General features: G+C 70.9%; 21 protein-coding genes and 1 pseudogene. 9 read left to right on the plus strand and 13 right to left on the minus strand.

Annotated elements, in window-relative coordinates:
* Window positions 1-9: 9 nt before the first annotated feature.
* Window positions 10-897, minus strand: coding sequence for an endonuclease/exonuclease/phosphatase family protein (locus OHA17_RS02425; RefSeq protein WP_406503578.1), 888 nt, complete (start codon window positions 895-897; stop codon window positions 10-12).
* Between OHA17_RS02425 and OHA17_RS02430 the strand changes: the two genes are divergently transcribed.
* Both OHA17_RS02430 and OHA17_RS02435 read left to right on the plus strand, forming a co-directional pair.
* Window positions 890-2,410, plus strand: coding sequence for an ArnT family glycosyltransferase (locus OHA17_RS02430; RefSeq protein WP_406503579.1), 1,521 nt, complete (start codon window positions 890-892; stop codon window positions 2,408-2,410). The two genes, OHA17_RS02425 and OHA17_RS02430, sit on opposite strands and share 8 nt — an antisense overlap.
* A gap of 287 nt (window positions 2,411-2,697) precedes the next feature.
* Window positions 2,698-3,429 (plus strand): hypothetical protein, encoded by a 732-nt coding sequence (locus tag OHA17_RS02435; RefSeq protein WP_406503581.1) that lies wholly within the window; start codon window positions 2,698-2,700, stop codon window positions 3,427-3,429.
* A 130-nt stretch (window positions 3,430-3,559) separates the two neighbouring features.
* On the opposite strand, the gene OHA17_RS02440 is transcribed toward OHA17_RS02435, so the two are convergent.
* Window positions 3,560-4,297, minus strand: coding sequence for an SDR family oxidoreductase (locus OHA17_RS02440; RefSeq protein ID WP_406503583.1), 738 nt, complete (start codon window positions 4,295-4,297; stop codon window positions 3,560-3,562).
* A 147-nt stretch (window positions 4,298-4,444) separates the two neighbouring features.
* On the opposite strand from OHA17_RS02440, the gene OHA17_RS02445 reads away from it, so the two are divergent.
* Window positions 4,445-5,017, plus strand: coding sequence for a TetR/AcrR family transcriptional regulator (locus OHA17_RS02445; RefSeq protein ID WP_406503585.1), 573 nt, complete (start codon window positions 4,445-4,447; stop codon window positions 5,015-5,017).
* Between the two features lie 323 nt (window positions 5,018-5,340).
* Here the strand turns inward: OHA17_RS02445 and OHA17_RS02450 are convergent, their stop codons facing one another.
* From OHA17_RS02450 to OHA17_RS02465, 4 genes are all read right to left on the minus strand, one after another.
* On the minus strand, window positions 5,341-5,607 hold the full coding sequence (locus tag OHA17_RS02450) for a TM2 domain-containing protein (RefSeq protein ID WP_398873845.1): 267 nt from the start codon (window positions 5,605-5,607) through the stop codon (window positions 5,341-5,343).
* A 248-nt stretch (window positions 5,608-5,855) separates the two neighbouring features.
* The gene (locus OHA17_RS02455; protein WP_406503588.1) at window positions 5,856-6,272 is read right to left on the minus strand and encodes a DUF2752 domain-containing protein; all 417 of its coding nucleotides are present in this window, start codon (window positions 6,270-6,272) and stop codon (window positions 5,856-5,858) included.
* Window positions 6,265-6,672 carry a TM2 domain-containing protein gene (locus tag OHA17_RS02460; RefSeq protein ID WP_406503590.1) on the minus strand — a complete coding sequence of 136 codons (408 nt, stop codon included), beginning with the start codon at window positions 6,670-6,672 and terminating at the stop codon, window positions 6,265-6,267. Before OHA17_RS02460 ends, OHA17_RS02455 begins: the two co-directional genes overlap by 8 nt.
* 246 nt (window positions 6,673-6,918) lie before the next feature.
* On the minus strand, window positions 6,919-7,869 hold the full coding sequence (locus OHA17_RS02465; protein WP_406503591.1) for a phosphodiester glycosidase family protein: 951 nt from the start codon (window positions 7,867-7,869) through the stop codon (window positions 6,919-6,921).
* Window positions 7,870-8,564: 695 nt separating this feature from the next.
* Here OHA17_RS02465 and OHA17_RS02470 point away from each other — a divergent pair.
* Window positions 8,565-9,335 carry a GNAT family N-acetyltransferase gene (locus OHA17_RS02470; RefSeq protein WP_406510617.1) on the plus strand — a complete coding sequence of 257 codons (771 nt, stop codon included), beginning with the start codon at window positions 8,565-8,567 and terminating at the stop codon, window positions 9,333-9,335.
* An 89-nt stretch (window positions 9,336-9,424) separates the two neighbouring features.
* Here the strand turns inward: OHA17_RS02470 and OHA17_RS02475 are convergent, their stop codons facing one another.
* Both OHA17_RS02475 and OHA17_RS02480 read right to left on the minus strand, forming a co-directional pair.
* Window positions 9,425-11,098: an MFS transporter gene (locus OHA17_RS02475; RefSeq protein ID WP_406510618.1), complete on the minus strand. Its 1,674-nt coding sequence runs from the start codon at window positions 11,096-11,098 to the stop codon at window positions 9,425-9,427.
* Between the two features lie 77 nt (window positions 11,099-11,175).
* Complete coding sequence (locus OHA17_RS02480; RefSeq protein WP_406503593.1) at window positions 11,176-11,619, minus strand: MarR family winged helix-turn-helix transcriptional regulator; 444 nt, start codon at window positions 11,617-11,619, stop codon at window positions 11,176-11,178.
* A gap of 271 nt (window positions 11,620-11,890) precedes the next feature.
* Here OHA17_RS02480 and OHA17_RS02485 point away from each other — a divergent pair, with 271 nt between their 5' ends.
* Both OHA17_RS02485 and OHA17_RS02490 read left to right on the plus strand, forming a co-directional pair.
* Entirely contained in the window at window positions 11,891-13,531 is a 1,641-nt protein-coding gene (locus OHA17_RS02485; protein ID WP_406503595.1) for a hypothetical protein, read from the plus strand.
* A 568-nt stretch (window positions 13,532-14,099) separates the two neighbouring features.
* On the plus strand, window positions 14,100-14,810 hold the full coding sequence (locus OHA17_RS02490) for a transglycosylase SLT domain-containing protein (RefSeq protein ID WP_053728044.1): 711 nt from the start codon (window positions 14,100-14,102) through the stop codon (window positions 14,808-14,810).
* Between the two features lie 125 nt (window positions 14,811-14,935).
* Here OHA17_RS02490 and OHA17_RS02495 read toward each other — a convergent pair whose 3' ends face one another.
* Entirely contained in the window at window positions 14,936-15,874 is a 939-nt protein-coding gene (locus tag OHA17_RS02495; protein WP_406503597.1) for a GDSL-type esterase/lipase family protein, read from the minus strand.
* Between the two features lie 99 nt (window positions 15,875-15,973).
* Here OHA17_RS02495 and OHA17_RS02500 point away from each other — a divergent pair.
* A pseudogene (locus OHA17_RS02500) lies at window positions 15,974-16,288 on the plus strand (hypothetical protein); the annotation flags it as partial.
* Window positions 16,289-16,621: 333 nt separating this feature from the next.
* Here OHA17_RS02500 and OHA17_RS02505 read toward each other — a convergent pair.
* A complete protein-coding gene (locus OHA17_RS02505) occupies window positions 16,622-16,858 on the minus strand; it encodes a DUF5133 domain-containing protein (RefSeq protein WP_406503599.1) in 237 nt (78 codons plus the stop codon).
* 257 nt (window positions 16,859-17,115) lie between these two features.
* Complete coding sequence (locus tag OHA17_RS02510) at window positions 17,116-17,751, minus strand: MerR family transcriptional regulator (RefSeq protein ID WP_406503601.1); 636 nt, start codon at window positions 17,749-17,751, stop codon at window positions 17,116-17,118.
* 79 nt (window positions 17,752-17,830) lie between these two features.
* Here OHA17_RS02510 and OHA17_RS02515 point away from each other — a divergent pair, with 79 nt between their 5' ends.
* Window positions 17,831-18,328 (plus strand): DUF4188 domain-containing protein, encoded by a 498-nt coding sequence (locus tag OHA17_RS02515; RefSeq protein ID WP_406503603.1) that lies wholly within the window; start codon window positions 17,831-17,833, stop codon window positions 18,326-18,328.
* Here the strand turns inward: OHA17_RS02515 and OHA17_RS02520 are convergent.
* Entirely contained in the window at window positions 18,325-18,768 is a 444-nt protein-coding gene (locus OHA17_RS02520) for a hypothetical protein (protein ID WP_406503605.1), read from the minus strand. The two genes, OHA17_RS02515 and OHA17_RS02520, sit on opposite strands and share 4 nt — an antisense overlap.
* 63 nt (window positions 18,769-18,831) lie before the next feature.
* Window positions 18,832-19,854 carry a sterol carrier protein domain-containing protein gene (locus tag OHA17_RS02525; RefSeq protein ID WP_406503606.1) on the minus strand — a complete coding sequence of 341 codons (1,023 nt, stop codon included), beginning with the start codon at window positions 19,852-19,854 and terminating at the stop codon, window positions 18,832-18,834.
* A 45-nt stretch (window positions 19,855-19,899) separates the two neighbouring features.
* On the opposite strand from OHA17_RS02525, the gene OHA17_RS02530 reads away from it, so the two are divergent.
* A complete protein-coding gene (locus OHA17_RS02530; RefSeq protein ID WP_406503608.1) occupies window positions 19,900-20,949 on the plus strand; it encodes a response regulator transcription factor in 1,050 nt (349 codons plus the stop codon).
* The last annotated feature ends 157 nt before the right edge of the window (window positions 20,950-21,106 follow it).

Genomic DNA, 21,106 nt, shown 5'->3' on the forward strand with positions numbered 1-21,106 from the left:
CCCCGCTCCTCAGCCTTCGGTTGGCGCTGTCGTGTCCGGCGACGGGTGCGGGCCGGACGCAAGGTCGCAGACCACGCCGAAATGGTCGGAGGGCCACCGTGGGCCGCGTGCGGTGAGGTGCGGGGTGGTGAACGCCAACTCGGCGTGGGCTGCCCGGAGTCCGGCCGTGAGGATGTAGTCGATACGTCGCGCCGGTTCGCGGGCTTTGCGCGCATGCACGTTGACGGGTGTGTACGTGTGGCCCGGGCCGCGGCCGCCGCGCGCCCACGCGTCCTCCATGCGGCTGGTCAGCCATCGGATCTCGGCCGTGTCCGGGGCCGCGTTGAGGTCGGCCAGGAGGACGACGTCGCGTCCCCCGTGCCTCGCCACGAGTTCCGCGAGGAACCGCACCTGCTGTTGCCTGATGTGCGCGTGCTCCCATTCCCAGGTCAAATGCGTGACGAGCACGGTGGTCGAACCCACCTCGGCGCACAGCACCGACCGGGGCTCGACACCCGGAGTCGGCAGCGGGACTACCTCGTACTGTGTGACGGGCGCCCGGCTGAGCAGCGCATTGCCCTGGGTGGCACGGGTGCGCGTCGAGCAGGCCGGCGCGTAGGTCACGTGATGGCCCAGGGCATCGGCGATCCGCTCCGCCTGGCACCGCGAGCCCCTGCGCCACACCTCCTGCAGACCGACCAGGTCGGGAGCGAGCCGTACGAACTCGGCCCTGACCAGGGGCAGCCGCCGGCGCCAAGCCGAGCCCCGGCCCCAGATGTTGAGAGTGACGGCACGCTCCATGTCCACCACCACACCGTACGCGTGCCTGCACAGCGCGGCGTGGCTGCGCCCGGCGGCCCGGCTCTTGTCCCCCCTGGCCACGCCGGTCGTGGGCTGCCAGACTGCGGCGGTGAACATTCGGGGGGATGGTCGGCTTGGCCTGCAGCCGTTCGCGGCACGGCCGGTCGCGTTGGTGGCGGCTGTTCTCTTCGCCGTGCTCGTCGCACTGTCCGGGCGATACGGCTTCCACCGCGACGAGCTCTACTTCCTGCTCGCCGGCCGGCATCCGGCCTGGGGCTACGTCGACCAGCCGCCGCTGACCCCGTTGCTCGCCCGGGCCGGCACCGCCGTCTTCGGCGCGAGCCCAACAGGTCTGCGGGTCGTACCCGCACTGCTCTGCGCATGCTCCGTGGTGCTGACCGCCCTGCTGGCCCGGGAGCTGGGAGCCGGCCGCGGCGGGCAGGTTTTCGCCGCCGGGTGCTGTGCCTGCTCGGGATACGTCCTGGCCATTGGCCACTTGCTGTCCACCAGCACCTTCGATCTGACCGCCGAACTGGGCGTCCTGCTCCTGACGCTCAGGCTGCTGCGGACCCGCGACAGCCGCTGGTGGCCGGCCCTGGGTGCGGCGATCGGGACGACGCTGCTGAACAAGCAGCTCGTCCTCTCGCTGCTCCTCGCACTGTTGGTGGGCCTGCTGGCAGCCCGCCCCTGGCGCGAGGCCACGCGGCGCCCCGGCCCCGGGGACGCACGGCTGCTGCTCGGACCCCTGCTGGCGCTGCTCCTCGCGCTCCTCATCAGCACACCCACGCTCTGGTGGCAGGCCACGCACGGCTGGCCCGAGCTGAAGGTGGCCCGCGTCCTCAGCCACGTCGACGGCCTGTCGGGACGGCTGCTGTTCGTGCCGCTCCAACTGCTCCAGTTCTCCCCGATCCTCGTTCCGGTCGCGATAGTGGGCCTGCGCCGGCTGCTCCGCGACGACGAGCTGCGCTGGGCCCGGCCGGTCGCCCTCGCCTACCCGGTGCTCTGCGTCCTGGTGCTCGTCGGCGGCGGGAAACCCTACTACCCGCTCCCGCTGCTGCTCGCCGTGACGGCGGCCGGCTGCGAGCCCGTCGTGCGCCGAGCCCGCCGGTCCTGGCGCACCCTCGCGCCCTTCCTTCTCGTGGCGGCGGCCACCAGCGCCCTGGCCGCCCTGCCAGTACTGCCGGTCTCGGCGGTCGCGGTGACCAACGCCGTCGACATCGACCAGGGCGAGCAGGTGGGCTGGCCCCGGTTCACGCGTGCCGTCGCAGCCGCCTGGACGTCGATCCCCACCGCGCAGCGCGCCCACGCCACCCTGCTCACCTCGAACTACGGCGAGGCGGGCGCGCTCGCCCGTTACGGCCCCGCCTACGGGCTGCCCACCGCGTACTCCGGCCACATGAGCCTGTACGAGTGGGGCCCGCCCCCCGACAGTGCCGACGGCCCCGTCCTCCTCGTCGAACAGGCCGACGGACAACACCGCCTGGAACAGCCCTTCAGCGACTGCCACACCGTCACACGGATCGACAACGGCCTCGGCATCAACAACCAGGAACAGCACGCGGAGGTGGTGCTGTGCACCGGCGCGCACCGACCGTGGTTCGTGCTGTGGCCGTCACTGCGCCAGTACTGACGCACCGTCAGTTGCTCGGGCTGGGCCGGTCGACCGCAAGGCCTCGTATGCGCCCTGTGCAGGCCGCACCAGGGCGTGGCGTTCGGACACCACGCGCCTCCGCCATCCGGAGTGTCCGCTTCAAGTCACCGGCTCGTCCTGGCAGTTGTGACATCGGCCGGGCAACCCCGCCTCCTCGTGACCCGTGTACAGAGGTGTGCAGCAAATAGCTGCGCACCGCACGGAGTCCGGCCGGGGCGTGCCGATGTCCCGTGGAGTCCCACGCAGACTGAAACGGAGAATCCAGCATGACTGTTCGTCGTCGTACGATCTCGCTCGCTCTCGTCACCACCGGCGCGGCGCTGGCCCTGACCGCCTGCGGAGGCGGCTCGGACCACGCGGCCGCAAGCCCTTCCAGCGGCGGCGCGAGCCCGGGCACCGCCACTGCGACGGCCACGCCCGGATCCGGTGGCGCCAAGGCCGGCGGTGGAAGCGGATCCGCCTCCGCAACCAACGCATCCGGAACCGGCGGCACGAAGACGGGCGGAAAGGACGCCACCAGCGACTCCTACGCCTACAAGCACCTGTGCACAGCCGGGCAGCTCTCGATCAGCACGAAGGAGCTCGACTCGAACCCGGACCAGTACGTCATCGCCGTGACCAATCACGGCAAGGCCGCCTGCGGTCTCTCCTCGTACTACCCCAGGGTCGACCTCGGCTCGAAGAACGGCGCGGACCGCTCCCACAACATCCACCCGCTCGTGCCCAGCGGTCTGGGTGGCGCCCCCGCCGTGCCGGTCTACGCGGGTCGCACCGTCTACGCGGTACTCGATGTCGACCCCAACGGCGCCAAGGGCAGCAACGGCGGCATCGACGAGATCAACGTCCTCGCGGACCAGCGCTTCCCGAACGCCGAGACGCACAACTTCCCGATGAACGAGGGAGCCACCGTCGTCCAGCACCCCAAGCTGGGGCTGTACCGCGACAGCGTCGGTGACGCGGTCAGCAGCATGCGCACGGCGGACATCAACGGCAGCTGAACCGGCCGCCCGCCCCCTGGCCCTCGTACGGCGTGCGAGGACGATGGCGACGAGCCCGCGGGGCGGAGAAATTCGGGCACGCGGCATCGGTCTCTGGAGGCAACCGCTCCGTGGCGGACGTTTCCGGATGTCAGGCTTGCACAGTGGGCCGGACGACGATCTCACTGATGTCGATGCCGGCGGGCTGCTCGATCGCGTAGCCGATCGCGGATGCGATGGCGGAGGGCGGGATGGCGATCTCGTCGCGCTGTTGGGCGATCGCCGCCGCCGCTTCGGGGCTCCCTCCCTTGCCCACGCCTTCGGTGTTGGTGAACCCCGGTGAGACGAGGGTGACACGCAGGTGAGGTCCCGACTCCTGCCGCAGCCCCTCGGTCAGCACCTTCACCGCCGTCTTGGTGGCCGCGTAGACGCCCTGCGGGGATTTCACGACGTAGGCCGCGGTGGAGGCAACGTTGACGAACTGGCCGGAGCGCTGCCGCCGAAAGATGGGAAGTGCCGCCGCGATGCCGTTCAGCAAGCCGGTGACATGGGTGGCGACCATGGCGTCCCAGTCGTCCTGACGCAGCTCGTCGAACGGTGACACCGCCATCGTGCCGGCGTTGGAGACCAGGACATCGAGCCGGCCGAACCGGTCGACCGCCGTGTCCGTCAGGCGCTTGAGATCCTCTCGGCGCGTCACGTCGATGACGGCGCCGACGGCTGAGCCGCCCCGCGCCGTGATCTGGTCCACCACCGCGTTCAGCCGATCCTCCCGTCGGGCCCCGAGTACGAGCCGGGCACCTTTCTCCGCGAGGTAGGCCGCCGTCGCCGCTCCGATGCCACTGCTGGCACCTGTGATCGCTACGACCTTGCCCTCAACACCCGACATGATCAATGTCCCTCCAAAGTGGATGAACGCAGGTCAGGTCATGACCTACGATAGAAGTGGGGGCGCCACCACTTACGCCAAGGCTAAGTGGATGCTCCCCCACTTAGCAAGGTGAGAGGGAACGAGAGAGGAGAGTGGCGACCGCTGATGGCCGACAGTGCACAACGCCCGCTGCGAGCCGACGCACGGCGCAACAGAGACAAGATCCTCGCGGCCGCGGTGCGCGTGTTGGCCGAGGAGGGGCTGGACGCGCACCTGGAGCGCATCGCCAAGGAGGCGGGCGTGGGCAGCGCGACCCTGTACCGCAACTTCCCCACCCGGGAGGCCCTGATCGAGGCGGTCTACCGCAACGAGGTGGCCCAGCTGTGCGACGCGGCCCCCGGCCTGCTCGCGCAAAAGCCGCCCTACGAAGCCCTGCACGACTGGACACGCCTCTTCCTGGACTACGTCACGACCAAGGCCGGCATGATCGATGCCTTGCGCGCCATCGCTGCCAAGGGAAACAGCCCCTACGGCCACAGCCGGGACATGGTCCAGGCCGCCATCACCACCCTCATGGACGCGTGTGCGGCCGCCGGGGCGATCCGCACCGACATCAGCCCCGCCGACATGAGCGCCGCCCTCGAAGGCATCGCCCTCACCTCGGCCAAACCCGAACAACGCGAACGGGCCGAGCGTCTGCTCGACCTCATCCTGGACGGCCTCAAGACCCGATCGTGAGGGCAGTTCTGGGGGCAGGTGACGCGGCGCTCAAGTGACGTGGAAAGTCAGGCTGGTTGGTTGCCGAGTGGCGGAAAAACGGATACCCCCGGTCAGCCCCGCTTCCGCTCCGGTCCCCCGGATTCCTCACCGGCGGCACCACCATCCGAAACCACTGGTCACACCCACAGTCGAAGACTCGGGCCCGGCACCGCGCCCGGACGCGTACCTCGCTCAGCACAGCGATCCGCCCCGCTGGATGAGATCCAGCGGGGCGGATTCCGACAGGGCCCCGTGTCGTCGGGGCTCTCGGGCGCAGGGGCCGACGGGCGGCCCACACTGCGTCAGCCGCGCAGCACGCGGCCCTCCTTGTCGGTGCGGTCGTTGCTGACGAGGTAGATGATCCCGTCGATCAGCGCCCAGAACCCGAGCCCGCCACAGGTGAGCAGCTGAGCGATACCCACACCGACGGAACCGACATAGAACCGGCCTATGCCGAACGTGCCGAGGAAGAGCTGGAGGATTCCGGCGACGATCTTCGACTTGTCCGAGTACGGGCGGCCCTGGGGGTCGTAGCCGAAGGGAGCGGCGGGGCCGGCGGGGACAGTCATGGTGGTGCTCCTGGGAAGAGGTGTGACAGGCCGGGCGGACTGCCGAGACGGCCCAGGGGGGAACCTCGCTCATCGCGCACTGACTCGACTACGGCGGCCACGAGCAGCCGTGAGCCGTCCCCCCTACGCATAACGATCATAACCCGCACATACGGGGCATAAGGACACGGGCATGGCAGCGGAAGCGGAAAGGGAAGAGGGGCGGAGCGACGGCCCCTCTTTCGTGATCGATTCCCGACCGCGGCATCTCAAGTGACGTTGCGCAGTACCGCCCAGGCCACCGCCGCGAGCAGGATCAGCACTTGGAGAGCCGGACCGATCTCCGGTCTCCACGACCGGCCCCTCAGCCCCTCCAACGTCCAGCGGCCCCACAGGGCCAGCGCGAACGGGGCGACGAGCAGCAGGGCCCGGTTGTCAAGCCAGGCCTCGGCGAGGTGACCGTGCATCAGGTCGTATGTCATGCGGGTGCCGCCGCAGGCCGGGCAGAGCAGTCCGGTGACGAGCCGGAACGGGCAGGCGGGCAGCAGGTGTCCGCCTTCGTGCGGGTCAGTGCCCCACAAGTACCAGGCCCCTGCGGCGCCGACGACGAGCACCGTCAGGGGTGCCACCGCGGGATGCCGGGCGAGGCGGCCCCGCGCCGACGCCGACCGGACCGAGTCAGCCACGCAGGATCCGGCCCCGGTCGTCCGTGCGGTCGTCGCCGACGAGGTACATGATCCCGTCGATCAGCGCCCAGACCCCGAGCCCGCCGCAGGTGAGCAGTTGAGCGATGCCCACACCGACGGAACCGACATAGAAACGGCCGATACCCAGCGAGCCCAGGGTGAGCTGAAGGACTCCCGCGATGATCTTCGACTTGTCCGAGTACGGGCGGCCGTAAGGGTCGTAGCCGTAGGGCGCATTGGGGTCGCCCGTATAGAAGCCGGGCGGCGGCGGATACCCCGGCGCCTGCTGGTATCCACCCTGCGGGTGGCCGTAGGGACCTGCCTGGCCGGTCGCGCCGGGATCCTGGTTCGGGTGGCCATGACCGGGCGGCTGGATGGGCGGCTGCGGCTGCTCGCTCACAGTGGCTTCACTCCTGAAATTTACGGAAAGATGCCGATCCTAACGCAGGGCTTGGTTGACAAGTCCAACCGGCGCCGATCACTGACTTCTCCGCGAAATCAGCACGTTACGGCCGGGACCAGGCCGATGCCAAGGCGGACGGTCGGCGCCGCAGCCGGCCACGACAGAGGGGGCGTTTGGAGCCGCCCTGCTGTCGCCCCCGCCGCCGAGTTGCCCCCTGGGGTTGCCCTCAACACCCCGGATGTCTCAACGGGAGTACACGGCAACGCCGTTGGAGACGGCGCGTTCCTCGCCATGGTCAAGGGCGTTGCGCACCACGAGGCGGCCGGTGTGGTCCCGGGTCGCCAAGGTGGCGGATCCGCCGCCGTCCAGGTAGGCGCCCGCATCGCACCCCAAGGTGGCCAGAAGACGGGCGAGCTCGCTCACGGTCAGCCCGCTGGACGTTCCTTCCCTGCCGTCCGTCGACAGGAGGCGCATCACGTGGCCGCCCCGAGTGATCCCGATGGCCGAACGCGGTTCGGCAACCACCGTGTCCAGACCGGGGAACGGCCGGCCTCGCACGACGATCGGGTGGGCGCCGAGAGCGAAGGCGAACGGTGCGCGGCCGCTGGAGGCAAGGCGGTAGTCCACCTTCACGGCCGTCCCCGGTTTCAGTGCGCGCAGGGCTTTCGCTCCGGCCTCGCGGCCCAGCAGAACGACGCTGCCCTCCGGGATCGGCCCGGACCCGGGTGCCGACGAGACGGAACGGACCACTCCGCGCCGGACCGTGACCTCGTAGGCGTCCCGGGTGCAGGGCGCAGCCCGGACGTCGTCGGTACCGCAGACGGCGCGGGCGCGGGACGTTGCACCCCAGCGCGGGGTGAAGACCCCGATGGAACCGACGGGGAGGGCATATTGGTTGAGGCCCCGCAGGGGCAGGGTCCCGTGGGCGGCGGTGCGGATGTGCCCCTGCAGCGTCAGCCGGCCGGTTCGGGCGCTGCCGTCGACGCCGATCCCGAAGACGTCTTCGGTGGAGCCGCCCCGAGGCAAGGGCCAGCCGAAGCGCTGCCCGTCGGGGACCGCGGCCTTCAGCGGCCGGCCGTCCCGCACCGCCGGCCCGGAGGTCGCGCCGGTCGCCTGCACGCCGGGATGCTGCGACTCCTCGATGTCGAAGAAATCGCCGTTGACAGCGGCCACCGCCCTCTGTCGCGCAGCCATCACGGACACCTTCTCGCGCGCGGCCACACCCCCTGCGTACAGCAGGCCGGCCCGTACTCCCCGACGGCCCAGATCCACCGTCAGCACATGCACCCGGGCACTGCCGTGCGACGTGCGCACAGTGAACGCCCGGTATCCGACTCCAGGCGCGACCACCTCCGATACCGCGGCTGCGTCTGCCGGTACGGCTGCGGCCCGCACCGAGACCTGGGCGGAAGCGGAGGCTGACGTCCAGGAGGACGCGGCACCCACAACAGCGAACACGAGCACTGCTACAGAGCTCTTGAGCCTCTTCACCCCATCACCATGCCCGAAACCGCACTCCGCGCACCGCTCACCTTCCGGCCATCCCCACCAACAGCCCCAAAGAGAAACCGGTCTGACACTCACTCGGCCGCCCACCGCCCGGGGCGCCGGTCCACCCGCCGGCCCCTTGACCGCTTCAAGCCGGGGCAACTCGTCGGAGCCTGTCGGTATGGGTGACGCGGGACGGGGTGGGCCGGGATGCTCTATCCATGGACGAGTTGCTGCTCGGCCGACTGGGCGGGATGCTCGGCGTCCGGTCTGCTGCGCGTGCTGGCCGGGCAGCACCCGTCGGGCAATCGATGGCAAGCGCGTGGAACACGACGTACCTGGGTCGGACTCGACAAGCCAAGGAGCTTTCGGTGCAGGATTCCTCGGAGGCGATCGAATCGATGGAGCAGCTGGCCGTGGCCTGGCGCGCCATGGTGCGCGACCGTGACGCGGGCGCGGACGTAAGGGACTTGAGTGGGATCGCCGTGCGTTGGGCCGACTGCCGCTTCGCGTTCTGGAACTGCCTCACTTTGACCGACGTCGACGCGGATGCGGGGCTCGCCGAGCGACGCCTGGGTGAGGCGGTGGACATCATGCGCTCGAAGAAGCATCCGGGCTACCTCTGGATCTTTGAGGACCTCCTCGGTGAGGGGGCGCGTGCCGCGCTGGCGGGAGCAGCCGAGCGGGCCGGGCTTGAGTACGCCTTCCCCGGCACCGGCATGGCCGGAGACCTGCTCCCGCTCCCCGAGCCCGCCCATCCCGAACTGACCTTCGCGCGCGTGAGCACCGACGAACAGCTCCAGGCGTACGCGGACCTCAACTCGCGTGCGTACGGCTTTCCGTTGGAGGACGGCCGCGACGGACTCGTCGGCTCCCCGCTGTGGAAGAGCGATGTGCACGCCTATCTGGCCATGCGGGGCGACGTTCCGGTGGCGTGCGCCGCAACAGTGGGGACCGCGGGACGCCTCTTCGTCGTACTCGTCGCCACAGCCCCACAGTGGCAGCGCAGGGGCTACGGCGAGGCGGTGACGAGGAAGGCCCTCCACGAGGGAGCCCGGGCCACCGGCCTGACCCGCGCGACCCTGCACGCCACCGCCGCCGGAGCGCCCGTGTACCCCCGCATCGGCTTCAAGCCGAATACACCCATCCACTTCTATACGCTGAAGAGCTGATCCCCCCACCTCTCAAGTCCTGTGCCTGAGCTGCCGGTTCACCCTGTTCGCAGAGCGGGTTGCGGGTGGCCGCCCGGTACGGACGGCGCTCACGAGGAGGGCGCTTTCCGCCAGGGTTGGCGGCCTTTCACCGAGTCGGTCGGCCGGTCCGATCCCGCCTTGTCGTGACGGCCGCGCAGTGCCGAGGCGCCCGCGCCGACCAGGGCCATCACCGCGGCGACGGTGAAGACCGTGACGAGCCCGTGGTGGAAGGGCCCGGAGACGAGCTGGGGGAAGAAGCGCGTCCCGGTCAGGGTCTGCACGTTGTGGGCGGGCAGTGTGTGCAGTACGCCACTGGGGCCCAGCAGGTGGCTGATGGGGTTGTTGCCGAGGAACGTGGCGAACAGCGTGCTCACCGGCGGCAGTCCCGCCACCTGCGCGGCGGTGCTCGCGGGCACGCCCTGGGCCTGCAAGCCGCTGTTCAGCGCGTGCGGAAGCGACCCGGCGAGACCGGAGATCATCAGCGAGAAGAACAGCCCGATCGACAGTGCCGTACCAGAGTTCTGGAACGTCGAGCGCATGCCGGAGGCAGCTCCGCGCTGCTCGGGCGGCACACTGCCCATGATCGCCGAGGTGTTCGGGGCGGAGAACATCCCCTGGCCGAGCCCACTGAGCAACAACAGGGCCGCGAAGGCCGGGTAGGGGAAGTCGACCGGCAGGGCGAGCAGTCCGACGAACGCGGCGGCCACAAGGAGCAGCCCGGTGGTGGAGAACAGCCGTGCGCCGAAGCGGTCCGACAGATAGCCGGAGGTCGGTCCCCCGATGAGGAAGCCGACGGTCAGCGGCAGCATGAAGATGCCGGCCCACAGCGGCGTGCGTTCGAAGTCGTAGCCGTGCAGCGGCAGCCAGATGCCCTGCAACCAGATGATCAGCATGAACTGCATGCCGCCACGGGCGATCGCGGTCAGGAGCGAGGCCAGGTTTCCGGCGGCGAACGCACGGATACGGAACAGACCGAGTTGGAACATCGGCTCGGCGATGCGCGTCTCCGCGATGCAGAACGCGGCGAGCAGCGCGACCCCGACGCCCAGCCCGCCGAGCACCCAGGGGTTGGTCCAGCCGGTCGACCGGCCGCCGTAGGGCTGGATGCCGTAGGTGATCGCGGCAAGGAGCGCACCGGCGCCCGCGCTGAAGGTGAGATTGCCGATCCAGTCGATGCGGCCGGGCTTGCGGGAGCCGATCTCGCGCAGGCTGCGGTACGACCAGAAGGTGCCGACCACCCCGATCGGCACGCTGACCCAGAACACCGCGCGCCAGTCGATGGTGGCGAGCAGACCACCGGCGAGCAGCCCGAGGAACTGCCCGGCCAGCGCGGTGATCTGGTTGATGCCCAGCGCCATACCGCGCTGTTCGGCCGGGAACGCATCGGTGAGGATCGCCGCCGAGTTCGCGGTCAACATGGCCCCGCCCACGGCCTGTACGACCCGGAAGCCGATCAGCCAGAGGGCACCGGCGCCGCCTTTCAGCGGATCGAGCGACAGGGCGAGTGAGGCGCACGAGAAGATCGCGAAGCCCACGTTGTACATCCGGACGCGGCCGAACATGTCGCCAAGGCGGCCGAGCGCGACCACGAGCACCGCGGAGACCAGGATGTAGCCCAGCATCATCCAGAGCAGGTAACCGATGTTCCCGGGGGCGAGCGGGTCCAGGCCGATGCCGCGGAAGATGGCGGGCAGGGAGATGATCACGATCGAGCTGTCTATGGTGGCGATCAACACGCCCATCGTGGTGTTGGACAGCGCGACCCACTTGTAGCGCCCGCCCGGGACGGGCTCGGCGGCCCCGGGCGGGCGCCGGGCGTTCACAGCCGCTCCCCGAGCCGGTCGAGCAGCTCAAGGAGCGCGAGGAGTTCGCGTCGCTCGGCGGGGGTGAACTCCTCATCGATGGCGGCGGCCATCCGCTGCACGGATACGGACCGCCGGTCGGCCGTCATCTTGCGGCCCGCGTCCGTAACCGTGATGACCGCGCGGCGACGGTCGTTGGCGTGCCGCCCGCGGCTCACAAGACCGCGCTCCTCCAACGCGGCCAGCGTGGTCGCCATGGCCTGCGGACGCACCCCCTCCAGTTCGGCGAGTGCCCCCGGAGAGTCAGGCCCGTACGAGTCAAGGCGGGCCAGCACGGACGCCTCCGAGAGAGCCAGGTCCCCCACCACACTCTTGGCCGCCCGCACCTTCCGGGCGATACGGCCCACGCTCAGCCGGAGCGCCGCCGCAAGCTCGGCCGCGTCCTCCGCGGGCGGTGTCATCCCATCCATAAACACTAACAATACATTAATTAACTTACCGTAACTACCCTTGCGGCCGTCGGGTGCCCGGCCCGCCGACGCATGACCCCGCTTGTTGTGGAACTCAGCCGAAGCGGGCGGCCAATAACACAGTTCGTCATGTGATGCCGGATATCCCCGGGTGGGGGACACGCTGGGGCCGAAGTTCCGTTTCGCCCGGAGATGCTCGGCTCCATCCCCGATGATGGGGACCGCCCGGGGCAACCCATCAAGTAACGCTGGGAGTACGCACATGACGGTGGAGGCCGGCGCACGGCAGGAGGAGCGCGTCGCGGGGCGGGTGTGGACGGTGCGTCTGGACCCCTACGGGCGCCCTTCCGCCGGCACGGTAAGACTTTCCTGCTCCCGCCCCGCCTGCGCCGATCAGCGCTTCCCCGACGGCGCCGCTGCCGGGCGCAAGGCCGCGGTCGGCCACGTCAACACGCACCTGGCCCGCATCCGCGCGGGCGGCGGTCCGCGCGGTGAGGCGTGGTGTGCCTGCCGCGCCGCCGACTGCGCCTGGCACACGCCCGACCCCGACGCCGGACGGCGGGGCGGGGCACGGCCGGTGACGGGGGCGGTGCGGTGCGGGGGCCCGGTGGTCCTGACGGTGTACGCGGACCGTACGGGGCGGCTGTGGCGGATCGCGGAGATGTGCGCGCGCTGCGCGGCCGCCATTCCCGACTGCCGCGCCCTGGACACCGCCCTGCCTCCTGCTCGGCAGGGCCAGGCCGCCAGTGGGGCGGCCGCGGAGCCGGAGCCGACGGACAGCACGGCGAGAGCCGTTGACAGTGTGGCCGCGCTGTTCTCCGACCATCACCCCTCCCCCGTCGGCGGCACGTCGTCCTCCCCGGCCACCGGGCCGACGCCGGTCCCACGTGCCCGCGCCGCCACGCTGGGCGAGGCGTCCGGGCGGGGGAAGCAGTGGGGGAAGATCGCGCAGCGGACCGTGCCGCACGACCTCCAGCCCGACGCCCTGCGGGTCGAACTCATCGAGCTGGGTGACGCCTTCCGCGCCTATCAGCAGCGCACCGAACCCGACCCCGCCCTCCTCGCCGAGCTCCACGAGCGCAAGGCCCGAGCGTTCGCCCTCTGGGCCGACGTCAGTGGCGACGGCTCCCTGCGCGACGAAGCGAGGCGCGCCGAGAAGGCCGCGGAGACCACCCGGGAAATGCAGAACAACCGCGTCGGCCGGATCATCGGCAACACGGGGAACGGCGACGAGCCGGTAGTGCAGCGGTTGCTGACCCAGAAGCAGTCCGTGCACGCCCGCAGCGTGCTGGAGTACGTCGAAGCCCACGCCCCGCACCCCGAGGCCGAGGTCCGCCTCGCGGTGCTCATGCTCACCCTGCGGGCCGCGCGCGCCGGCACCGGGAACGTCACCGGCCAGGACCTCACCGGCTGGCTGCAAGGCGATGCCGAGCACGTGCTGGACCAACTGGTCGCGGCCGACTGGCTGCGCCTGCCCGGCACGGTCGCCGACGCGCTGGCCTCCCAGCCCGAAAGCCCCACCGCCATCACCGTCCCCGCCTTGCTGCCCGAGCGGCCCCGACCGTTCGCCTTCGGCAAGACCACCCGCTCGAAGCTCTCAGGCTGGGCCCAGAAAGCGGTGGGCGACCGGAAGCTCCGCAAGAAGAAGCTCGGCGCCACCACCCGGCTCCTCGCCGTGTACACGGCCGCCCACACCAGCCCCGACGGACGGCTCGGACGCCCCGAGGACGACGGATTGCCCCTGAACGAACCCGCCACGTTCTGCACCCTGCTCCCCCACCAGGTCGCCGAGCACGTCGAGCTGCTGGTCGCCGCCGACTGGCTCGCCGAAGCCGACACCACCGGCGGAAGACTCCGCGGCCACCTCGCCGAACGCGTCCTGCCACTCGGGGGGTTGCTGTAACGCGCCGCCAGGGAAACCATGACGCCGTCAGCCCCGCCGGAGGCTCCACGTCCGGTGACATGCCCCCAGTCGGTGCCGTATGTGACCCACCGGCGTCTGTGACGCCGTGCCGACCCTCTCACCAGCCGCCAACGTGTCGCTAACGCCCCGACTCCGCGCCGTTAGCGACGCGCGCGGCCAAAATCCCGGAGCGCTTTCAGTCCTCAACCAGCACGCGGCAGTTGGCGCCGTCCGGCAGGCGCGGGATCCTAGCCGGACGATTCCGCCTTGGGTAGGTGCTGGGAGAAACTGGTGGGGTGAATGAGGTGTGAGGTTTCACACGCCGCGGGGAATTGCCTCGCGGCGACTTCCAGCAGACTCTTGCATCCGTCAGGCCCCGCATACGGCACCCCGAGATCTGCGCAACTCAATCGGTGAGCCACATGCCGCCCGAGCGTCACGCGGCGTCTCCCGCAAGGGAGTTGCCCGTCGGGCCAGTTCTTCCCGTGACCAGCAGTTGGGAGGAGAAAGCCAGGGGCACGATCGCGTCCGCGAGGTCACCGTGCGCACACAGCTGGAAGGAAACCGTGTGAGCCGGATATCGGTCCGGGGATTCGCGGTGGCGTCTGCCACTGCGGTCACCACCGTTGGCGCCGTGGTCGGCGTCGCCGCGGCGGGCCCCGCTGCCACTTCGAACGACAACTTCGAGGCCGCCGCGGCCGATGGCACTCTCCTCGCGGACATACCCGCCGGCCAGCAGGCCCAGGTGCAGACCGCATCCCTGACGCAACAGGCGGACGCCCAGTCCGCGCAGGCCAGTGCCTCGGCGAAGAAGTCCGCCGAAGAGGCGGCGCGCCTACGGGCCGCCCAGGACGCCAAGGCCAAGAAGAGCGCCGCCGACAAAACCAAGGCCGACAAGGACAAGGCTGACAAGGACGCCAAGGCCCGCGATCTGGAAACCCAGACCGCCAGCCGCTCGGCGAGCCGGAGCACCTTCCAGGTCCAGAGCTCGTACTCGATCTCCGACGTGCAGGCGATCGCCCGGCAGATCATCCCCGCCGACCAGTTCCAGTGCTTCAGCAACATCGTGAACAACGAGTCGAGCTGGAACTACCAGGCCACCAACGGCACTGCCTACGGGCTCGTCCAAGCGCTGCCCGGCTCCAAGATGAGCTCCGTGGGCTCGGATTGGCAGACCAACCCGGCCACCCAGATCAAGTGGGGCCTGAACTACATGAACGAGCGGTACGGCAGCCCCTGCGGCGCCTGGTCGTTCTGGCAGAGCCACGACTCGTACTAGGCCGATGGCCGATGATCACCGGTACGAGCTAGGTGCGGATCCCGCCCCCGCTGCTCAACGAAGAGGCCCGGATCCTTGATGGATCCGAGCCTCTTCGACGTGCGCTCAATCGCCCCTTGTCGGGCTCAGCGGCTGAGGGCGTCGAGATGCCGAGACAGCACCTGATGTCCTTCGGGGGTGGGGTGCAGGCCGTCCAGGAGCAGTTCGGTGTTGCCGTGCAGGGGCTCCCACATGTCGAGGTGGTCGACGTGGTTCTGAGCACACCAAGTCCGTATGGACTCGCGCAGGGCCTGCGCTCGGGCCTCGGTGAACCGCAGGCCCTCGTAGTCATGGGTACGCGTCTCGTCGACCCACGTCGGTCCCATGACAACGAGGCGTGCGTTGTGGCTCTGGGCCGTGCCGACCAGCGAAACGAGGCTGTCCGCGATGTGCGCAAGGCCATCGGGGCGGGCCTGTGACGGGTCGAGCGGCAGGGCGCTGTCATTGATGCCGGCGGCGACAAGGATGGTGTCGGGTCGGCGAGCGGCAAGGAGCCCGGGCGTCTGCTCGCATACGTCGATCAAGGTGCTGCCGGGGATGGCCAGGTTGAAGACCCGGTGATCGGCCTCGTTTTCGGCGATGTGGCTGGCCGCGAGGCGGGCGGCCCAGCCACCCTGTGGGTCGCAGCGTCCGTAGGCGATGCTGTCGCCCACGATGACGACGCGCGCTGCCGGGCGGAGCGGTTTCGCGTCCAGGTACGCCCAGGCGCTCTCCCCGGAGGAAAGCAGCACTCGTCTGCGGACGTAGTCGTCCACCTCGTAGGCATCGGCGGCGGCGAGGTCTCGCTCGGTGAGGTGCAGGACGGCGCCCTCGACCGTGGCGCCGAGCTTTCGCTCCAGGGTCAGGTGTACGTCGATGCCGCTGGTGGCGATCACCGACGGATCGGTGATCGGCAGGGGCCTGGTCGTGTGGCCGGCCAGCGATGCCGCGGAGCTGGGCACGGGTTGGCCGAAGAGAGCGGTCTGGACCCGCTCGTCCAACAGCGTGCCGAAGGAAAACAGGGTGTGGGGGCGGAACTCGGTCACCGTGAAGCCGTGGCCCTTCTTCTGGAATGATCAGTTCAGCCTACCGGCCGAGCCGCACGGGAAGACGGGCTGAGCTGGCACAACGCACGACTTGAGCGAGTGCATCGACCTTTGAGCGGTTCGGCCCACTCCTGCTCTGGTGTCCTGTCGGGCCTGCTCTGGTGTCCTGTCGGCCTGGGGCGCACGCTACGCGTTGAGGGAACGGCCGCAGTCAGCCTGCGCGCCGAGGGCCGCTCCTGGCGCCTGTGGCTCTCCGCGGACGGCGCACGAACCGTCCCGCTCCCCGAACCCGGCACCGCTGCCGATGAGGGCCCGAACGCAGCCGACGCCTCCGCCCGGGGCACGGCCGACGAGCTGGTCCTGGCCATGTACGGCCGTATACCGGTGGACTCCCTGAAGCTCGACGGCGACCGACGTCTCTTCGACCTGCTCCTGGCCTGGGACCCGGAGGACTTGAACCTGACGGTGCGTCACGCGGTGCGCCCCGAGGCCACACCTCCCGCCAACGGCCACCACGGCCACGGCCTGGTGGCCCCGGGGCCTCTGCTCTCGGCCTCCGCCAAGTCCCGCCGGACGCCTCGGCCGACCGGAGCTCGCGAAGGGAGCGGCGGCGTATCCGGCGGCTGGGCGTTCGCCGCGCTCGATACGGCAGGCTCCAACCGACCCAGCGACTGCGGCATCTCAGCAACTGCCCCTACTTCCGGGGGTTTTGACGCTGCCGATGCTGGCGCCGGGCACGCTCAGGCCTCAGGTGCCGACGGTGTCCAGCACGGAGTCGTCCAAGGTGCGCGCCCCCGGCAGCCGGTGCCGGGCGGCGATCACGGCGGCGTCGATGTCCCGCGTCCCCGTCGACACGCACAGGGTGTACGCCACGTCGCCCAGGCGCCGCCGAGTCGCCTCGCTTCCCTCACTCGCCTCCAAGGCGCGGAGCGCGGTGTATTCGTCGAGGAGTTCACGGAGCACTGCGGGGTGGGCCATCAGCATGGGCGGGAAACCTCCGGTCGGCGCGGTGTGGACCCCTCTCGGATGCCCCCGGTTCCCGGTCCTACACCCCCCACCCGTACCGGACGGGGGCGCCCTTGGACGATGGCGGAGTGCGTGCGGCTGCGCAGGTCGGCGAGCGCGCGCACATGGCAGCGCAGCGCCCAGGGGCCGACGGGCTTGACCAGGAACCCGGCGGCGCCCGGTTCTTGCAAGCGGGGACGAGGGCGCCGATCTCGTCGGGTACGGCGCGGAGGGCCTCAGAAGCGCCGGGCCGACTCCTGTGCGTGGGCCATGCGCCGCAGGCTCAGCAGCACCGGTTCGTACAGCACCGTAAGCGCGACGGCCGCCTCGATCTGGCCGGTCGGGGTCGGCTGCTCCTCGACCATGTCCAGGTCGGTGATGGCCAGTTGTGCTGCGAGTCGCCCGTACGGGAGCAGTTGCTCGATGCCGCAGGGGTAGCCGAGCCGGACGAGGGCGGCGACCGAATCGACGAGCCGCCGGTGGGCGGGGTTGTGCGGGTCCAGGCCGGGGCCGCAGGACCAGCCCAGCCGTTCCAGCAGGGCCTCCACCGAGCGGCGGGCGGTCTCGACCGCCGGGTCGTCCTCGGCCGGCTCCTCGGCGCTGGGTAGCGCCTGGGTCGCCGCGCCCAGCCGCAGGTGATGGTCCAGCGACTCGTCCTCCGCGGCCGCGATCACTTCGCGCGCCGCGGCCACCGGGACCCCGCCGATCTGGATCAGCGCCCGCACGAGGCGCAGCCGCCGCAGGTGGTCTTCGCCGTACTCGGCCTGGGTGGCGGAGATCCGGCGCCCGGGCTGGAGCAGCCCTTCGCGCAGGTAGTACTTGATCGTGGCGGTCGACACACCGCTGCGCTCGCTCAGTTCCGCCAGCCGCACGCTCTTGCACCCCCTCTTGGACAGTGGCACTATCCAAGCATGGATAGCGTCGCTATCCAACAGGGGACGGGAGAATCTCATGGGTAGTGCACCCATAACCGGGGGACGGGTCACAGCCGCAGCGGAGGGCGACGTGGTCGTCTTCCTCATCGGGATGCGGATCAACCGCTGGCGGGCCGTACGTCACTGGCTACCCGTCATCGCCGCGATGCCGCGCATGCTCAAGGAGCTCTCGCGGGACGGCGAGAGCGGGCTGCTGGGCCTGCGGGCGCTGGGCGGCGGCGGCCCCCGCGTGCACGGTGTCGTGCAGTACTGGGAGTCGCGCGAGAAGCTGCTCGCCTACGCGTCCGCCCAGGGCCGGGAGCATCACCCCGCGTGGGCGGCGTTCAACCGCCGCGCGCGGGGCGCCAAGGGTGCCGTGGGGATCTGGCACGAGACGTACATCGTCCCGGCCGGTTCGTACGAGTCGGTCTACGTCGACATGCCGACGGCCGGTCTGGGTGCGGCGTGGGGAGTCGAGCCCATCGGCCGCCGGGGGGACCGGGCGGCCCAACGGCTCGCGAGCGGAGCCGCTTAGAGGTTTCGGCGGCTGCTCCCGCTCGCCTCCGGCCCCTCAGTCCCGCAGGCTCCGGCCTGGCCGGCGGTCGCGGCCTGCAGCAGGGGCCAGCCGTCGAGCTCCACAGCCCGCCGCTCCGCCGGCTGCCACCCGCGGGCCAGCGCCGCGTCGAGCAGGGCCCGGACGGCGCCCGGTTCGTGCAGGTTCAGGGAGCCGCCCCGGATGTACCCCACGTCCCCGGAGCCCAGGGGCGCCCCGCCCGGAACGTATCGGTCGGGGCCCGCGGCGAAGACGATGCGCAGCGGGCCACCGGTGCCGGACGGCTGCGGGGACAGCGTGAGGGTCTGGCGGCAGTCCGCGGACCGGCCGTTGTCCAGCACGGTGTGGCGGTGCCGGAGCGTCCACATGTACACGCGCCCGTCGGCGACCAGACGGCGGGGCTTCTTGAGATGACGGGGCACGGAGCCGAGGCTACCCGCCGGTGGAGTGCGGGCGGTGCGGGTCAGCCATGCCGAAAAGGCGCATCAGAACGCCGGGAAGGCCGCCCCCGAGACGTGGAACGGCTCCCGCTCGCCGCGGAAAGCGCGTGACGCGGAGGTCACCGCGCCGGGACGCAGTTCTTCGATCCGTCCTGCGGCCGCCAGGGCCGACAGTGTGGGGCCGCCCAGGTAGGACGCGGCGAGTTCGGTGGCGGACAGCCTCATGTCCGGGCGGGACCGGGTGCGTTCGCACTTGACGGTGTCACCGGCGGACTGGAGGCGGTAGCGGCCGGTGTTCCAGAGGCAGAACGCGTCCTCGACCTCCAGGACCACGTCCAGCGGGGCCGCGTAACGGCGGACGGCGAGGGCTCGCTCGACGTCGGCCAGGCGGACCCAGAGGTTGTCCACCAGCGTGGTGCGTGCGGCCCGGGGGTTGTGCAGCAGGTGGGGCAGCACCTCATCGGGTGCGCCTTCGTAGGTGAGGTCGTCACGGGCGTCGAGGTTGATGAAGTAGTACCTCAGGGACGCGTACGCCCGGAGGTCGGTGGCGGCCAACTCGACGATGTGCGCGGTGTTCCCCCGGGAGCGGTACAGGGCGCATCCGGTGACCTGGCCGTCCGGCTCCGTGTGGAGCGCGAAGCGCAGCGCGGTGGCACCGTCGCGGACGTGTTCGGCGTCGTAGCGCCGGGCGTTCCAGTACTTCTCCGCCCGGTCGACCCAGCCCACCGCCTGCTGACGGGCTGCGTCGTGGACCTTTTCGAGGAAGGGGCGGGCCTGGTCGGCGGGGCGCAGACGGATGGTGCCCGAGCCGCGGACCACGTACAGCGCGGCCGGGTCCTCGGCATGATGGCCATGGGCATGCTCCCGAAGTCCACGGGGACACGCCCGGCGTTCGAGGAAGCCCTGCGCATCGGCCGGCGCACCGGCGACGCGACGGTGAGCATCCGAGGGCTCCTCGGTGCCGGGGCACTGACTTGCGGGCGTGGAGGCGCTGGCCGAGGCCCGGAGTCTCGCCGAGCAACTGGACGGCCACGATCTGCTGCTGACCGTGCCGATGTACGAATCCATCGTGCACACCAAGGCGGGCGACCACGAGCTGAGCGTCGAGGGGCCATGGACGGCGTGCTGCGGGCCCGCCGGTTCGGCCTCGGCCGCAGCCGGGGCGCCGACCTCGTGCGCTATGCCGCCCGCGGTCTGATCCTGACCGGGCGGTGGGAGCAGGCGGCCACGCTCCTCAAGGATCCGCCCCCGGTTCCGCGACGGGCCCTCCTCTCGTTCGTCGGCCAACTCGCCCTATTGCAAGGGGACTTGACGAAGGCTGAGGCCGCTGCGGCCGAACCGGTCGGCACACGGCTCAACGTGGGGCTCTTCCACCAGGACCAGTGGCTGTGCCTGCTCGCCGTGACCCAGGGCGATCCGGAGCGGGCCGACCGGCTGCTGGGCCGAGCGCTCGCCGACCCGGCCCTCACCGAGATCAACAGCAGCGACGCGCGCCCGGTCCTGGTCGCCGGAGCACTCGTTCAGCGCGCCCGCCTCGCCTGCGGCGCCGACGACGCGCTGTCCGACCGCGTCGCCGCACGGCGCGGCCAACTCGCGGCGGCCGACCCGGCATACGGCGAGGACGGCCGGTTCGACCGGGCACAACGCGTCTTCCTGCGCGCACTGCTCGACGACGGGGGATGGGACCTGGCGGTGACGGCCTGGCGGGAACTGCGCCAGCCCTACGAACTCGCACAGTCGCTGATGTACGGCGGCCGGGCGGCGCTGGCCGCGGGAGACCGGACGCGTGGCCGGACCCTGCTCAGGGAAGCCGCCGAACTGGCAGCCGGCCTCGGCGCGGCACCGCTCTCCCGCTCCCGCGAGATCGCCCTGACCGGCCGTCCCCCATCGACGCAGGATGCCCTCACCGCGCGCGAACGTGACGTACTCGCCCTCATCGCCGATGGCCTGAGCAACCGTCAGATAGCCGAACGCCTCCACATCTCCCCCAGCACGGCGGGCGTCCACGTCTCCCACATCCTGGCCAAACTCGGCGCCGCCAGCCGCACCGAGGCCGCGGCGATCGCCCACCGGCAGAGCCTGACAGCCCATCCGGACGGAAATGCTCCGGATGCCGCCGGCCCGACCAGTGCCGCCCCGGCCGGATCCCGTCCCCCCGGATAGGGAAACCCCTCACACTCACCGCACTGCCTGGCCGCCACCACCCCCGTTGCGGACACTCGTGCGTCGGCGCGGCTCCCGCCACGAGCGGCGTCGTCAGCACACCCGCACCCGTCCGCTGCCTCCCCAACAGCCTTCCCCACCAGCGGCGGACGCCCCC

The sequence above is a fragment of the Streptomyces sp. NBC_00212 genome (assembly GCF_045206365.1).
Classification (GTDB): domain Bacteria; phylum Actinomycetota; class Actinomycetes; order Streptomycetales; family Streptomycetaceae; genus Streptomyces.

Bases quoted from the DNA above. Each gene is read 5' to 3' on its own strand.
- OHA17_RS02470 (WP_406510617.1), top strand. From the start codon at position 8,565: ATGGAGCAGCTGGCCGTGGCCTGGCGCGCCATGGTGCGCGACCGTGAC.
- OHA17_RS02505 (WP_406503599.1), bottom strand. From the start codon at position 16,858: ATGCTGATGGCCCACCCCGCAGTGCTCCGTGAACTCCTCGACGAATAC.
- OHA17_RS02480 (WP_406503593.1), bottom strand. From the start codon at position 11,619: ATGACACCGCCCGCGGAGGACGCGGCCGAGCTTGCGGCGGCGCTCCGG.
- OHA17_RS02515 (WP_406503603.1), top strand. From the start codon at position 17,831: ATGGGTAGTGCACCCATAACCGGGGGACGGGTCACAGCCGCAGCGGAG.
- OHA17_RS02485 (WP_406503595.1), top strand. From the start codon at position 11,891: ATGACGGTGGAGGCCGGCGCACGGCAGGAGGAGCGCGTCGCGGGGCGG.
- OHA17_RS02445 (WP_406503585.1), top strand. From the start codon at position 4,445: ATGGCCGACAGTGCACAACGCCCGCTGCGAGCCGACGCACGGCGCAAC.
- OHA17_RS02465 (WP_406503591.1), bottom strand. From the start codon at position 7,869: ATGGCTGCGCGACAGAGGGCGGTGGCCGCTGTCAACGGCGATTTCTTC.
- OHA17_RS02425 (WP_406503578.1), bottom strand. From the start codon at position 897: ATGTTCACCGCCGCAGTCTGGCAGCCCACGACCGGCGTGGCCAGGGGG.
- OHA17_RS02435 (WP_406503581.1), top strand. From the start codon at position 2,698: ATGACTGTTCGTCGTCGTACGATCTCGCTCGCTCTCGTCACCACCGGC.
- OHA17_RS02475 (WP_406510618.1), bottom strand. From the start codon at position 11,098: ATGGGCGTGTTGATCGCCACCATAGACAGCTCGATCGTGATCATCTCC.
- OHA17_RS02530 (WP_406503608.1), top strand. From the start codon at position 19,900: ATGGACGGCGTGCTGCGGGCCCGCCGGTTCGGCCTCGGCCGCAGCCGG.
- OHA17_RS02525 (WP_406503606.1), bottom strand. From the start codon at position 19,854: ATGGATTCGTACATCGGCACGGTCAGCAGCAGATCGTGGCCGTCCAGT.
- OHA17_RS02450 (WP_398873845.1), bottom strand. From the start codon at position 5,607: ATGACTGTCCCCGCCGGCCCCGCCGCTCCCTTCGGCTACGACCCCCAG.
- OHA17_RS02440 (WP_406503583.1), bottom strand. From the start codon at position 4,297: ATGTCGGGTGTTGAGGGCAAGGTCGTAGCGATCACAGGTGCCAGCAGT.